Source organism: Clostridiales bacterium (assembly GCA_025757645.1).
GTDB lineage: Bacteria > Bacillota > Clostridia > Oscillospirales > Oscillospiraceae > CAG-103.
The window spans coordinates 1,159,367-1,173,766 of sequence record CP107216.1; the positions used below are offsets into that span (position 1 = coordinate 1,159,367).

Consider the following 14,400-nt stretch of genomic DNA (forward strand, 5'->3'; position numbering starts at 1 on the left):
ATAGAATGTGCAAGCTGTAAGAAATGTGCTAGTGTAGCTCAGTCGGTAGAGCAGCTGATTCGTAATCAGCAGGTCGTGTGTTCGAGTCACATCACTAGCTCCAGAAACGCCCTGTGGTCTTTGGCCGCAGGGCATTTTTGTACTCTGCCGCTTGACGCGGCGGCAGGGGCACGGTATAATAAAGTATACATAGAGCCGTTTGGAACGGCGCTTTTATTTTCCTACTAAATTAGATACATCTAACTAAAAACGGGAGGTGCGGCGCAATGGCCACAGCAAAACAAAACGAAACTTTCGCGGACACACTGGCGACGGTGCTGCATCAGGATGCCGAGCACACGGTCTATCGTCTCGGCGGCGCCGATGGGGAAGTGGTGCAGACGGTCTACCCGGTTTTCCCGGGCATTGAGATCGTGTATCACGACGTGCACGCCACGGCCTGCGCCATGCAGCGCACACGCGCGCCCGGCTGTCTGGAGATCCACCACTGCCGCGAGGGGCGCATCGCCTACCCGTATGGCGACGCGTGCTTTTTCCTTTCGCCGGGCGATCTGGCGATCGTGCAGCGCTCGGCGGCAGCGGCCCCGGCGCGCTTCCCAACCGGGCACTACCACGGCATCACGGTGTCGATCGACCCGGCACGCGCACCGGACTGCCTGTCGTGCTTTCTCGAGGATGTTGAGGTGCGGCCGAGCGCACTCATCGAAAAATTCTGCGCGGACTCAGCCTGCTTTGTCACGCGCTCGTCACAGGGCGTGGCGCACATTTTTGCCGAGCTCTACTCCGTGCCGGAGGCCATCCGCAAGGGCTATTTCAAAGTCAAGATCCTGGAGCTGCTGCTGTTTTTGAGCGCGTTCCCCGTGCAGGCGGCCCAGCCGCAGCACAGTTACCCCCAGTCGCAGGTGCAGCTCGCCGAGCAGATCGGCGCATATCTGCTCGAGAACACGGAGCGGCGGCTGACGGTCGCGGAGCTCTCGCAGCGCTTCGGCGCCTCGGCCACGCTCATCAACAGCAGCTTTCGCGGCGTGTACGGCATGTCGCCGGCGGCGTTTCTGCGCGCGCAGAAAATGCATGGCGCTGCCCGGCTCCTGCGGCAGACCGACCGCACGGTGCTGGATATTGCCGGCCAGTTTGGGTATGATAACGGCAGCAAGTTCGCCAAAGCGTTCCGGGATGTCATCGGCGTCTCGCCCAACGCCTACCGCAGCGGCATCGACTGCGACAGCTGCGCGCCGGAGGCGCCGGCGGTCTGACGGTGGGGCGGACGACATTTTTCATTTTGGAGCCATGTTCCGATGATTTGGAGCGGATGCCGGGTGTATCATGCAGTATCATAGCATCAGAAAGCAACGAAACGCGCAGCTTTTCACACATGAGTTAGGCAACTTTAACTATCAATCGCGCAGCATTGCTCACTGCGCGAAAACCGGTAAACAACCACAGATAAGGAGGCAAGCCATGTCGGAGGAAAACGTCGTACGGCTCTGCGCGCCGACACTGGCCGGGATCAAGACCGGCAGCCTGTTCCCCTGTCCGTATGAAAACCGGGAGACTTTGCTCATGGAGATCCGCCAGTATAACCAGGTGCTGGTTCCCAAAGGACTCTGCCTCCTCCCGCTGCGATTCACGGACAAGAGCGCGCTGCTGTATCTGTACCGCCCACGCGATCTGGAGCGGGATCTGCAGGACCAGTTGGCAGCAGAGATCCTGCGGCACGCAGGCTATGTCTGCGGCAGCAGCGAGCAGTGCCTGATGAAGCTCATCGAGCGGCTGCGCGCGTACGACGAATTCCCCCACGAGATCGGCCTGTTTCTGAGCTATCCGCCGGAAGACGTCAAAGGATTCATCGAGCACCACGCGGCTGATTTCAAGTACGCCGGCCTCTGGAAGGTGTACGGCGACGAGCAGCGGGCGCGCGACCTCTTTGCAAAATACCAGCGGTGCACGGAGATTTATTGCCAACGTCTGCACGCTGGCTCGAGCATTGCGCAGCTCGCCGTGAACGTGCAGCAGCGAAATACAGCACAAAATGAAAGGATGTTACCATCATGAAAAAAGCAGCAGTCATCTATTGGAGCGGCACCGGCAACACCGAGGCCATGGCCAACGCCGTGCTCGAGGGCATGAAAAGTGCCGGCGCGGACGCGGTGCTTCTGACCGCCTCCGATGTGGATGGTTCCGCCGTCGGCGGATATGACGCCGTGGCGCTCGGCTGCCCGGCCATGGGCTCTGAAGTTCTGGAGGACATGGAGTTCGAGCCGATGTTCGACGGCTGCAAGTCCAGCCTGAAAGGCAAACGTGTCGCCCTGTTCGGCTCTTACGGCTGGGGCGGCGGCGAGTGGATGCACAACTGGGAGCGCGACTGCCGCAGCTCCGGTATCCAGCTCGCGTGCGACAGCGTGATCTGCAACGAAGCGCCCGATGACGCGGCCCTCGCGGCCTGCCAGGCGCTCGGCAAGGCGCTCGTCGGTTAATTTCTTCCGATCGTACCCGGAATCTCTCCGGTTACCGATACCAACAACAGACGCATCAAGCCAAATCACCTCACCTCTCTTCTCTTCCCCCATTCCCTGCAGCGGTGTGACACCACGCACTTTGCCTGTGCGTGACCGCTGTCCCCAACAAAGAATCGTCCGCCGGATTCCCCTTCCGGGCGGACGATTTTTTTGCTGCCCGCGCTTGACAACGCGGCGCATATCTGCCTATCATAATTCAGAATGCAAATCCGGGAGGGACGTCCATGCGCATACATGAATTCGGAACCGAACACGAAAAGACTGTCCTGCTGCTGCACAGCGCCTGCCTGAGCTGGCGGATGTTCCAGCCGGCGGCAGAGCGGCTGCAGACGCAGTACCATCTCATCATACCGGCGCTGCCGGCGCATGACCCGGACGAAAAGACGCCCTACACGAGCGTGGAGGCCATCGCGGCCGAACTGGGCGACTGGCTGGAGCAGCGGGGCATCAGCGCGCTCTGGGGGCTGTACGGCGTGTCCATGGGCGGTGCGGTCGCGCTGCGGCTGCTGGCAGACGGGAAGGTGGCGGTGCGCACGTGTGTGCTCGACGCGGCCATCACGCCGTACCGCGCGCCGCGGTGGCTGACGCGGGGCTTTTCCCTGCGCAACTATCTCGTCATCCGGTTTGCGCAGCGGCACCTGGCGCTGATCCGCCGGGCGTTTCCGGCGCAGCGCTTCGGTCAGGCGGCGGTGGAGGATGTCTGCATGATCTTGGGGCGGATGGACCGGCGCGATGTCTGGCGCGTGTTTGACTCCTGTTTCCACTATCCGCTGCCGAAGCGCCTGCAAACGGCGGCGCGTGTGTCGTACTGGTATGGGAGCAAGGAATATTTCCAGCGTGCACTGAACATCCGCCATGTGCGCCGCCTGCTGCCGGAGACGGCGTTCGTCGCGTTTCCGGACTGCGCGCACGCGGAGTTTGTCGCCGGGCAGCCGGAAGCTTTTGCCGCGCGGCTGGCCGAGACGCTCGAGCTGGACGGAAGCGATATCTAAAGAATCAGCGCCCTGTACAGGAACGTTTTCCCGCACAGGGCGCTGTTTTCGCTTTTCATTGTGCCGTGACGGCAGCGGCAATCTGCTCTGCGCCGTTGCGCGGCAGCCAGGCGGCCTGCGCGGCCAGCATACGTTCGGCACATGCCGGGTCATAGATGAGCCTGTCGGCAAAGCGCGCCGCCTCGTCCACGCTGCGCGCGAAAAACGACAGGCCGTGGCGCGCGAAGAACGCGGCGTTTTCCGTCTCCACACCGGGGATGGCCATCGTGTGCACGAGCGGCACGCCCAGCATGGCGGCCTCGGAGCTGGAGATGCCGCCGGCCTTGCTCAGCAGCACGTCGGCCGCGTGCATATAGGCCGGCACCTGATCCGTGAACGGCACGGTCAGCACGCCCTGCCCATGATAAGCGTCCTCGAGCGCCTGCCGCAGCGCCTCGTTCCGGCCGGGTAGCACGCACAGCAGCGCGTTTTCATCCGGCACGCGGCGGATCGCGTCGCACAGCGACACGGCGTCGCCGCAGCCGATGCCGCCGGTCATGATGAGGTAGATCTTTTTGTCTGCCGGCAGTCCCAGCGCGGCGCGCGCGGCGGCCTTGTCCATCGGCGCGAGAAAGCGCGCCGCCACCGGCATGCCGGACACGATGAGCTTTTCGGCCGGCATCCCGGCCTGAATGCACAGCTCCCGCACCTCGCTGTGCGGCAGAAAGTAAGCGTCGAGGTCGGTCTCGGCGAGAAACGGGATGCACGTATAATCCGAGAGGATGCCGCAGCATTTCACCTCGCAGCGCTCCCACCGGCGCAGGAACGTGAGCGTTTCCATCGGGAACAGGTGCGAGCAGACAACGGCGTCGTAACCGTTGTCGCGGATGTAGGCGTTGAGCTGCCGTGCGTGGCGGATGTTGGCCATGTAGACCGGCGAGGTGACGCCGGTCGCGCTGTACATCGCACCCGCGTGGTACATCATGCCGAACACGTCCGGCGCCTTGGTCGAGATGCGGTTGAGGATTTTGTCAAAGCTCAGCGGCCCGGGGGCGCCGAACATGTGCAGCATATCGAGGAAGGATGTCTCGTGTCCGCGCGCGTCGAGCGCCTCCTTGACGGCGAGCGCGCAGTGGTTGTGCCCCTCGCCGGTGCTGCAGCTCAAAAGCAGGATTTTCATACCGTTGCCTCCTGTGTGTTTCGTAGCGTGCTCGCCGTCAGCGGCCGGCGCAGCCGAGGTTACTTGCGGAAATGCCCAGAACAGAGGCGGCGAGGCATTTGCCGCTCGCGGTTTTCATGACCGTGTCCATGAAGTGCATGACGCTCTGCTTGCTGTATCCGTTTTCGGATGCGTTTGCGATGTAGTCGGCTTCGATGAGGATCTGGTAGTCCGGGCCGTGAATGTTCCGCAGCGTGTGGTGATGGCCCACAAGGTAGGCCACGCGCGCGATCTGCGCCTCCGTCATGCCGGTGTCGGCCAGAAAGCTGCGCACCAGCACAGCGCCTTCCTGCTCCTGATATTTTCCGTTGGTGTTGCCGTATTTCTCGCGGCAGAGCGGGCAGGCAATGTCGTGCGTGATGGCGGCGACCTCCAGAAGATACTGCGTCTCCGCGTCCAGCCCCTCCAATTCGCCGATCGTGCGGGCGTAGGCCCAGACGCGCAGGAGGTGGTCAATGTCGTGGATATTGCCATTGGATGCGGCAATCATTTTGCTGAGAATTTGTGCGATGGTCATGGGATGCCTCCGTTGGATGTCAGTTAAAATGCCCGTCGTTGGCGGCGAAGAGCCGTGCGCACTGGGCGCGCAGCGCCGCGTGCTCGGGCGCGGAGAGCGTCGGGTCGGCGGCGAGCACCGTGCGGGCCGCGTCGCGCGCGTCGTTGACGGCGGTCATGTTCGTGCCGAGGTCGGCAATGTGCAGCGCCGGCAGACCGTGCTGCCGGTTGCCGAAGAAGTCGCCCGGGCCGCGCTGGCGCAGGTCGGCCTCCGCGATCTGAAAGCCGTCGGCCGTGTCGCACAGCACCTTCAGGCGCGCGCGCGCTTCGTCCGTGTGCGCGTCCGACACGAGCACGCAGTATGACTGAAACGGCCCACGCCCGATGCGCCCGCGCAGCTGGTGCAGCTGCGAGAGGCCGAAGCGCTCGGCGTTTTCGATGATCATGAGCGCCGCGTTCGGCACGTCCACGCCGACCTCAATGACCGTCGTCGAGACGAGAATGTCCGTCTCTCCGGCGGCGAAGGCGGCCATGCAGGCGTCCTTGTCTTTGGCCTTCATGCGGCCGTGGATGCAGGCCACGCGGTGCTGCGGAAACGTCCGCTGCAGCACCTGCGCGTGCTCTTCGGCGGACTTGAGATCGGACGGAACGTCGTCTGTCTCCTCCACCTTCGGGCAGACGACGAACACCTGCCGCCCCTCGCCGATGAGCTTGTCGATGAAGGCGTTGAGCCGCGCGCGGTAGCGCTCGTCCACGCACACGGTCTGCACCGGCTGGCGGCCGGGCGGCAGCTCGTCGATGATCGACACGTCCAGATCGCCGTACACCAGCAGTGCCAGTGTGCGCGGGATGGGCGTCGCGCTCATGACGAGCGTGTGCGGCTGCTCGCCCTTGCGCACAAGCGCGGCGCGCTGCTCGACGCCGAAGCGGTGCTGCTCGTCCGTGATGACGAGACCGAGACGGAAAAACGTCACCGAGTCGCTGATGAGCGCGTGTGTGCCGACGACGACGTCGAGCAGGCCGCCGGCGAGCGCCTCTTTTACTTCACGCTTCTGCCGCGCGGTCATTGCGCCCGTCAGCCGGCCGACGCGGATGCCGAACGGCTCGAGCAGTGTACGCAGCGTGTGTTCATGCTGCTCGGTGAGGATCTCCGTCGGCGCCATGAAGGCGCTCTGGCAGTCGTTTTCGTGCGCAAACCAGATGCACGCCGCGGCGACGAGCGTCTTGCCCGAGCCGACGTCGCCCTGCACGAGGCGGCTCATCGGCACGCCGGAGATCATATCCTGCACGGCGGCGGCGACGGCGCGCTGCTGCGCCCCGGTGGGCGAGAAGGGGAGCGTGCGGTAAAATGTCTCGAGGTCGGCGGCTTTCATACGGATGCCGCCCTCGGCGCGCCGCTGCGAGCGGATGCGCGCCATGGCGGTCGAGAGCACGAACAGCTCCTCGAACACCAGCCGCTTGCGCGCTGTGTCGAGCGCCTGCGCATCGGCCGGCTGGTGGATGTTCTGCAGGGCATAGTCCTGCTGTGCGAGGTGATAGGTGCGCGCAATGTCCGCCGGGATCACGTCCTGCAGCTGCCCGATGCAGGCGTGCAGCGCGGGCGTCATGGCCTTGCGGATGTCGTTTTGCGTCACGCCGGTCGTCAGCGGGTAGACCGGGTAAAAGCAGTTGGTCACGCTGCCGCAGCGCGCCGCCTGCTCGCAGACGGGGTTCGTCATCGTCTTGCGAAAGCCGTTGGCTTCCACCTTGCCGTAGAAAATGTACGTTTCGCCCGCGTGCAGATTGTTTTTGCGGTAGGGCTGGTTGAAGTAGGTCACGTCCAGCGCGCCGGTGTCGTCCGCGATGCGCACCTTGACGAGCGTGAGCCCGCTGCGGACATACTGCGCGCGCGGCTCGGCCGCGACCGCGGCGCGGATGCACACGGCCTCGCCGGGCTGTGCGTCCGCGATCGTGCGAAACTGCGTCCGGTCCTCGTACCGGCGGGGGTATAATCCCGCCAGATCGCGCAGCGTCGCCACGCCGAGCTTTTGAAATGCCTGCGCTTTTTTCGGCCCGATGCCGGCCAGCGCCTCGAGTGGGGTGTCCGGTGTGTAGGTCATGTGCAATCCTCCTGTGCGCCGCATTTCCAGCGCCAGAGCCGCGCCTGATCCTCGGGCGCGGCATAGCCGATGCCGACGCGCGTATCGGTCTCGAGCGCGAAGTGCCGCCCGTCGTCCTCGATCCAGAGTTCCGGGCAGGTTGTGATATCGCCGTCGTTGAACGCCTTGTCGATCTGCAGTCGCCTGGTCAGCTTGCCGGGGCCGTTCGCGCCGTCTGCGCACGCGCGGATGAGCACGGCCTGCGGCTCGTCCACGTGCCCGGTCACGATGTTGAGCATCCAGTGCATGCCGTAGCAGAGGTAGACGTAGATCGTGCCGCCGTCGTGATAGAGCACCTCCGTGCGCTTTGTGCGCCCGTGACAGGCATGACAGGCCGTGTCCTGCGCGCCGCGGTAGGCTTCCGTCTCCGTGATGCGCGCACGCAGCAGCGTGCCGTCCGGCAGCCGGCGCACCAGAATGCGCCCAACCAGGTCCGGCGCGACGCAGAGTACGTCGCGCCGGAAAAATTCCCGATCTTGCAGTTTCCTATCCATCAGCTTTCATACTGGACGACATAGTTGTCGCCGTTGGGCGTGAATTTTCCGTACAGGCCGTTGGTGAGGATGACATGGCCGTCGGACTTGACGAGCACCATCTCAAACCCGCCGTAGGTGCGCCAGTAGTTGAGCGCTGCCTGCGGCCCGAGCACGAACATCGCGGTCGACAGGCAGTCGGCCATGGTGCCGTCCTCGCACACGATCGTCACAGACAGCAGGCCGTTGTTCACCGGCAGCCCGGTCTTGGGGGAGAGGATGTGGTGGTATTTCTGCCCGCCCTCGGTGAAAAAGCGCTGGTAGCTGCCGGAGGTGATGACGGCCGTCTCGCCCACGGTGAGGTAGCCGAGATAGCTGCCGGTGTCGTTCGGATCCTGCACGGCGATGTTCCAGTCGCTGCCGTCCGGCTTTTTGCCGAGCGTCTGCACGTTGCCGCCGAGGGACACCACGCCGCTCGTGACGCCGGCGGCGCGCATGGCCTGAATGGCATAGTCCGACGCACAGCCCTTGGCCACCGCGCCGAAGCTCAGCGACATGTCCGCCGGCATGGTCACGAGCGAGTTTGCGCTGTCGTCCGTGCTCGAGAGCTGTACCTTGCTCATGTCCACGCACGGGAGCAGACGCTCGATCTCCGCGTCCGACGGCACGCGGTAGTTCTGGTCGATGAAGCCCCAGAGCTTGCTCAGGGGGTAGGTCGTCAGGTCGAGCGCGCCGTCCGAGCGCTCGTATACCGTCTGCGCCGTGCGCAGCATCTTGGCGATCTGCTCGTTGACGACGACGGAGCCGCCCATGGCGTGGTTGATCTCATAGGTCTTGCTGCGCTCGTTTTCCGGGTCGAGCAGCGTGTCCATGCTGTTGATGATGCTGATGGCGGCGTTGATGCCGTCGTCGGCCTTCTTGCCGTAGGCGGTCAGGTCCATGACGGTGTCCATGGCAAAGATCTGCTGCGTGGTGCTTTTGTCCTCGCCGCAGGCGCTCAGCGGCAGCACGAGCGCACAGCACAGCAGCAGTGCGAGCAGGCGGGTATGCAGGCGTTTATGGTTCATAGAGGGTGTGTCCTTCCGATACAGGTTTCTTGCGACCAGTATAGCATATCCACCGTCAAATGGGAACAGAAAATCCTGCTTTACATTTTGTCCGGACTTTGCTATAATATCTCCTGCTGAATATGCGCCCGTAGCTCAGCTGGATAGAGTGACAGACTCCGACTCTGTAGGCCAGCGGTTCGAATCCGCTCGGGCGTACCACAAAGGAAGCATCCGAACCGGATGCTTCCTTTTTCATATCGTGCATAATGACAAGCGCCTCAGAGTTTGACTCTGAGGCGCTTGCGTATCTGAGATGCTGTAAGGGGGGGATTACAGCAAAGCCTGATCGGTGACGGCGCGGCCGGCGATGCGTCCATAGAACAGGGCGCTGCCGATCGACGTGCCGCAGGTCGGGTACTGCGTGCCGTACATGCCGGTGCCGGCAACTTCGCCCGCGGCGTACAGGTGCGGGATCACGGAGCCGTCGGGCTTCATGACGCGCGCGGAGACGTCCGTCTCGAGGCCGCCGAACGTGACGGTTACGCACGGGTGCATGCGCAGGGCCACGAACTTGGGCCCCTTGATCGGGTGCAGGAACTCGGCCGGCTTGCCGAAGTCTTCGTCGACACCCTTTTCGACCAGCTCGCAGTAGCGGTCATAGGTCGCCTGCAGCGTTGCCGGGTCGCAGCCCATCTTCTTGGCCAGGCCCTCGATGGAGGTGGCGCAGGGATCTTTGGACTTGCCGGCGACAGCGGACTTGTAACCGTACTGCACGCCGCCGTAGGGCTCTTTGCCGCTGGTGATGTACCAGCCGCAGTTGCTGCCGGAGCGGGCGATGGCGTCGCTGACCGTGTACTGATAGCTCCACTCGTTGACGACGCGCTCGCCGCGGTCGTTGACGATGAGGCCGGACTCGTCGTTGATGCCGATGCCGCAGGTTAGGCTCGTGTACACGACCTGCACGGCGGGATGCTCGTAGTTGAGCGCGCCGATCTTCTCGGCGGCCGTCAGACCGTCGCCGACGTTGCCATGCGGCACGTTGCTGAAGTAATGTGCGACGGGGTAGCGCGCGACCATTTCCTTGTTGCGGGCATAGCCGCCGGTCGCAAGGATGACGCCCTTTCTTGCGTAGAGCGTGAGCTTGGCGCCGCCCTTGCGCGTGCACGTCACGCCGGTGACGACACCCGCCTCGTCCGTGAGGATCTCGTTCATGGCGGTGTCGTAGATGATCTCGCCGCCGAGGTCGTTTTCATAGTACAGCGTCAGGGGCGTGGAGATCTCGCCGCCTTCGCCGTTGGTCTGTCCGCCGCCGCCGGGGGAGTTGTGCACGCGCCACGGCTGCAGGCTGACGTGGATGGGTTCGACATCGAGCACGTCAAAGTGCGTCTTGAGCACGCCGTCCTTTTCCACGGGCTTGGACAGCGGCTGCCACGGCTCTGCGAGCACTTCCGCGGGGTCGCCCTTCACGGTCGCCTCGATGGAGGTGAGCCAGTCGAGCGTCTGGTTGAGGTGATCGACCAGATAGCGGTTTTTCGACTCGTCCATGAACTTGCCGTTGCGGTTGCCGACGTCCATGAGGTAGTCGTAGACCATGTCCGTGTTGTCGTACAGGCCCTGCTTTTTCTGCCACTTCGTGCCGGCGCCGAGGAGCTTGCCGCCGCTTCTCGCGGTGGCGCCGCCGGTGATGCCCTGCTTTTCGACGATGACGACTTCCGCGCCGGCCAGCTTCGCCTCAATGGCTGCGGCCAGACCGCCTGCGCCCGCGCCGCACACGACCACGTCGACCGTGCGCACTTCATCCTGGTACTCCGGCGCCTTCGGGGCGGGAGCAGCCTTGAGCGCGGCAATGTTCTCCTTGGACGCACCGGCAGCCTTGAGTGCTGCCGCCGTCGCGTCGAGGATGGCGGCGCACGTCAGATCTGCGCCGTCGACCGTGGGGATGTTCAGCGTCTGGTACTCCACGATCAGCTTGGGGTAGCGCTCTATCGGCGTCGTGTTCAGGCCCCAGGCAATGCCGCGGTATTCCTTGTGCTGCGTCACTTTTACGGATTCGATCCGGTTTTCCGATACCGTCACGCTGACGATGAGCTTACCGCCGTAGCCGCGGCCGGTGCCCTCGTAGGTTCCGGGATTGTAACTAGCCATATTTGGAACCTCCGTTTTGATTTATGGTTATATGGTTATAGGATGCTTTTACAGATCCAGCTTTTCGGCCTGGTCGTCTCTCCAGAAGAACTGCCAGTCCTTGAGGTGCCACTGGATGGCTGTCTCGCGTGGATCCATGGTCGCGGTCACGCCCTTGGCGTACATGTCGTCGATCTGCGCTTCCGTGTAGCCGAGGAACTCCAGCACCTCGCGGCTGTGCTCGCCGAACGTCGGCGCGGAGGCGACGATCTGCGCGGGGTTCTTCTTGAATTTGTTCGTGATGCCGATGCCCTTCATCTCGCCGTAGACGCTGTCGGTCCAGGTGGCGATGTCGTGGCGGGCGGCGTACTGCGCGCTCTTTTCGATGTCCGCGGGGCCGAAGGCCTTCTGGTTCGGGATGCCGGCCTTGTTCATGATGGCCTCGACCTCATCGACGGTGCGCTCGGCGCAGAACTTCGTGATGGCCGCCTCGATGCGCTGGCCGCGCGGCAGGGACTTCAGCGAGCCCGTCATGCCCTCGGGGAAGTCGGGGTCCGTGCCGTCGCCCGGCGTGGGCAGACCGACGAGCGGGTAGCCCTTTTTCGTGTTGCCGGCGCCGACCATGCCGATGAAGATCGTGCCTCCGTCCTTGCAGTCGTAGAACGAGAAGCCTGCCGCGATGTCGCTGACGTTTCCGGTGCGGTACTTGACCGGCTCGCCCGGGCCGGGGTAGCCCTTGTTGAACCACTCGGCCGGGTAGCTGCCCAGCAGGCGGAACATTGTCTCATACTGCGACACGTCGCATGCGTCGCCCTCGCCGGTGATGCGCGCGTTGGTCATGATGGACAGCGCGCAGATGCAGGCGTTGTAGGCGGTGGCATAGTCGGACAGGTACGGGTTGACCTTCAGCGGGGGAGACGTGGGGCTCGTGCCGTTCATGTACATGTAGCCGCCCATGGCCTGGCCGGAGACGTCGTAGGCCGCCTTGTTCTTGTCCGGGCCGGTCTGGCCGTAGCCGGAGACGTGGACGATGGCGAGCTTGCGGTTGATCTTCCACATATGCTCGTCGCTCAGGCCGTTTTTGGCATACGTGCCGGGACGGCCGGACTCGATCCAGATGTCCGCCCACGCGATCAGCTTCTCGAGCACCTCTTTGCCCTTGGCGGTGCGGGTGTTGAGCGTGATGGAGTACGTGTTGCGGTGATCCTGCGAGTAGCCGTAGTTGCCGCGGGTCTGGCAGGGCATGTTCGGGGACTCGACCTGCACGACCTGCGCGCCCATCTCGGCCATGATGCTCGCGGCGAAGGGGCCGGCGATGTTCGTGCCCGTCATGAGCACTTTCACGCTCGAGAGAACGCCGAACTTCGGGAACTGACCGAACGGCATATGGGTGCCGTAGTAATCTTTATAATGCGTCGACATAGTAGCGTTTCCTTTCTCAGCAGATGTGGGCGGTTACATGTTGAGCCAGCCGGCGTCGACCTTCAGCTCCGCACCGGAGATGTAGCGAGCGGCAACGTCGTCGGCCAGGTAAGCGATGGCGTTGGCGCAGTCTTTCGGCTTGCCGAGGATGGGCTTCTTCTCGCCGGGCTTCGTGATGGTGTGCAGCGGAGCAGCCTTGCCGGCGCGCATCTGCCATTCGAGGATGCCGATGCCCTTTTCGCGCGGCACCTTGTTGATCTCGGTGAGGATGTTCGCGGGCTCGATGCAGTTGCAGCGGATGCCGCGCTCGAAAAACGAGGCGGAGATGTTGCGCGTCAGGCCGAGCACGGCGTGCTTGGTTGTGACGTACATCGCGCCGCCCTTCAGACCGCGCAGGGACGCTGCCGAGGCGACGTTGACGATGTTCGCCGGCGTGCCCTGCTCGAGGAAGATCCTGATGGCGCGCTGGCAGCACAGGAACACGGCGCGCTGGTTGGTCTCGTAGATCATGTCGTAGACCTCCGGTGTCGTCTCATGGATGGGGAGCTGACCGTCGAGCACGCCGGCGTTGTTGACGAGGATGTCCAGATGGCCGAACTCCTTGAGGCAGGTGTCGAACATGGCCTCAATCTGTGCCGGGTCGCGCACGTCCGTCTTGACCGGCAGGATGACGCCGGGGGCGTTTTCCGCCGCGACCTTATCGCGCAGGTCTTCCAGCCGTTTCAGGCGGCGCGCCGCGGCGACGACCTTGGCGCCCTCCATGGCGAACAGCCGCGCGGTCGAGCGGCCAATGCCCGAGCTCGCGCCGGTCACGATGACGACCTTGCCTTCAAAACGCATCTTTTCCATGGTATTTGTCCTCCTTATGAAACGGAATGTTTGATGACCCTTGAACGGGTGTGACTTGATGCTCGTCTTGTTAAAATTGTATCATTTTTATAGAGCGCAGTCCAATATCGTTTTATGACCTTGTCAGAAGAAAAAGTTATGGATATAATAAAAGAAAGCAATATTTCGCTGCTGAGCGTTGCTTATTCGACAAGGAGTGTGGAAACTGTGAGCATTCAGCGCCTTCCGGTGTTCTTATCGGCTGCAGAGCACCTCAATTTCACCCGTGCTGCCGAGGAGCAGTGCATCTCGCAGACGGCAGTCAGCCAGCAGGTCAAGCTGCTCGAGCAGGAGCTTGGCTATGCGCTGTTTGTGCGCGGCAAGCGCGGCGTGAGCCTGACGCCGGCGGGCGAGGTGTTCTACCGGCAGTGCCGGCAGCTCATGATCCGCTACAACGGCGCCGCGGCGCAGGGCAAGAAGGTTGCGCTCGGCAACGCGACGGATCTGCGCATCGGTTATGCCGGGGCCTATGAGCTGTGGACCATCGTCTCGCAGATCCGCAAATATCACCGCCAGCACCCGGAGGCGGAGATCGAGTTCCAGCTCGGCAGCAATCAGAGCCTGCTCGGCGCTCTGGCCGAAGGGCAGCTGGACATGGCCGTGCTCTCCGGCTTCGGTGTGGAGCTCGGCAAGGAGCTCGACAGCCGCGTCACGCTCTCGGATCCGTGCATGGTCATGATCAGCGCTTCGCACCCGCTGGCGGCGAAAAAAGAGATCCACCCAAGAGAGCTCAAGGGCATGCCGATCGTGCTCAACCGCGCGCAGGACAGTCAGCCCTCGGCCGGGCTGATCGCGGGCATGTATGCCAACATGGGCCTGCGGGAGAATAAGCGCATGTATGCCGACGATTTTTACAGCATCGCCCTCATCATCAACACCGGCATCGCCTTCAGCATCATGCCGGCGAGCGTCGCCTGCTGGGGGATCGACGGTGTGGTGTTTCGCCCGGTGCAGGGCTTCAAGGCGAAGGCGCGCACGCTGCTGGTCTATCCGCGCGGCTCGCAGGATACGGGCATCCGGTCGTTCGTGTCGCTCATCAAGCCCAAGCGCTGAATAACAGAAAACCGGGGCGTCCGCGCACATTGGTGCGGGATGCCCCGGTCGT

The 14,400-nt window shown here is 63.3% G+C and carries 13 protein-coding genes, 2 tRNA genes and 1 pseudogene; 8 read left to right on the plus strand and 8 right to left on the minus strand.

Annotated elements, in window-relative coordinates; all coding sequences use genetic code 11:
- Positions 1 to 27: 27 nt before the first annotated feature.
- From OGM61_05435 to OGM61_05455, 5 genes are all read left to right on the plus strand, one after another.
- A tRNA-Thr gene (locus OGM61_05435) sits at positions 28 to 103 on the plus strand.
- Positions 104 to 266: 163 nt separating this feature from the next.
- A complete protein-coding gene (locus OGM61_05440) occupies positions 267 to 1,253 on the plus strand; it encodes an AraC family transcriptional regulator (protein ID UYI85521.1) in 987 nt (328 codons plus the stop codon).
- A gap of 205 nt (positions 1,254 to 1,458) precedes the next feature.
- The gene (locus OGM61_05445) at positions 1,459 to 2,052 is read left to right on the plus strand and encodes a DUF3793 family protein (protein ID UYI85522.1); all 594 of its coding nucleotides are present in this window, start codon (positions 1,459 to 1,461) and stop codon (positions 2,050 to 2,052) included.
- A complete protein-coding gene (locus OGM61_05450; protein ID UYI85523.1) occupies positions 2,049 to 2,474 on the plus strand; it encodes a flavodoxin in 426 nt (141 codons plus the stop codon). Before OGM61_05445 ends, OGM61_05450 begins: the two co-directional genes overlap by 4 nt.
- Before the next feature lie 266 nt (positions 2,475 to 2,740).
- A complete protein-coding gene (locus tag OGM61_05455; protein UYI85524.1) occupies positions 2,741 to 3,508 on the plus strand; it encodes an alpha/beta hydrolase in 768 nt (255 codons plus the stop codon).
- Positions 3,509 to 3,563: 55 nt separating this feature from the next.
- Here OGM61_05455 and OGM61_05460 read toward each other — a convergent pair whose 3' ends face one another.
- The 5 genes from OGM61_05460 to OGM61_05480 are packed head-to-tail and all read right to left on the minus strand — an operon-like array spanning position 3,564 to position 8,879.
- Positions 3,564 to 4,667: a hypothetical protein gene (locus OGM61_05460; GenBank protein UYI85525.1), complete on the minus strand. Its 1,104-nt coding sequence runs from the start codon at positions 4,665 to 4,667 to the stop codon at positions 3,564 to 3,566.
- 37 nt (positions 4,668 to 4,704) lie between these two features.
- Positions 4,705 to 5,223, minus strand: coding sequence for an HD domain-containing protein (locus OGM61_05465; GenBank protein ID UYI85526.1), 519 nt, complete (start codon positions 5,221 to 5,223; stop codon positions 4,705 to 4,707).
- 19 nt (positions 5,224 to 5,242) lie between these two features.
- Complete coding sequence (gene recG / locus OGM61_05470) at positions 5,243 to 7,300, minus strand: ATP-dependent DNA helicase RecG (GenBank protein UYI85527.1); 2,058 nt, start codon at positions 7,298 to 7,300, stop codon at positions 5,243 to 5,245.
- Positions 7,297 to 7,833 (minus strand): DNA-3-methyladenine glycosylase, encoded by a 537-nt coding sequence (locus OGM61_05475; GenBank protein UYI85528.1) that lies wholly within the window; start codon positions 7,831 to 7,833, stop codon positions 7,297 to 7,299. The genes recG and OGM61_05475 overlap by 4 nt, the downstream gene beginning before the upstream one ends.
- Positions 7,833 to 8,879, minus strand: coding sequence for an FAD:protein FMN transferase (locus OGM61_05480; protein ID UYI85529.1), 1,047 nt, complete (start codon positions 8,877 to 8,879; stop codon positions 7,833 to 7,835). Before OGM61_05480 ends, OGM61_05475 begins: the two co-directional genes overlap by 1 nt.
- 124 nt (positions 8,880 to 9,003) lie before the next feature.
- Between OGM61_05480 and OGM61_05485 the strand changes: the two genes are divergently transcribed.
- Positions 9,004 to 9,080: transfer RNA gene (locus tag OGM61_05485), tRNA-Arg, on the plus strand.
- A gap of 111 nt (positions 9,081 to 9,191) precedes the next feature.
- On the opposite strand, the gene OGM61_05490 is transcribed toward OGM61_05485, so the two are convergent.
- From OGM61_05490 to OGM61_05500, 3 genes are read right to left on the minus strand one after another with little or no spacing between them, the layout of a single operon-like run.
- Complete coding sequence (locus tag OGM61_05490; GenBank protein ID UYI85530.1) at positions 9,192 to 11,006, minus strand: FAD-dependent oxidoreductase; 1,815 nt, start codon at positions 11,004 to 11,006, stop codon at positions 9,192 to 9,194.
- A gap of 48 nt (positions 11,007 to 11,054) precedes the next feature.
- Entirely contained in the window at positions 11,055 to 12,407 is a 1,353-nt protein-coding gene (locus tag OGM61_05495) for a CoA transferase (protein UYI85531.1), read from the minus strand.
- Positions 12,408 to 12,440: 33 nt separating this feature from the next.
- Positions 12,441 to 13,256 (minus strand): SDR family oxidoreductase, encoded by an 816-nt coding sequence (locus OGM61_05500; GenBank protein UYI85532.1) that lies wholly within the window; start codon positions 13,254 to 13,256, stop codon positions 12,441 to 12,443.
- Between the two features lie 198 nt (positions 13,257 to 13,454).
- Between OGM61_05500 and OGM61_05505 the strand changes: the two are divergent.
- Positions 13,455 to 13,637 (plus strand): annotated as a pseudogene (locus OGM61_05505) (LysR family transcriptional regulator).
- 39 nt (positions 13,638 to 13,676) lie between these two features.
- Complete coding sequence (locus OGM61_05510) at positions 13,677 to 14,348, plus strand: LysR family substrate-binding domain-containing protein (GenBank protein ID UYI85564.1); 672 nt, start codon at positions 13,677 to 13,679, stop codon at positions 14,346 to 14,348.
- Positions 14,349 to 14,400 lie beyond the last annotated feature (52 nt).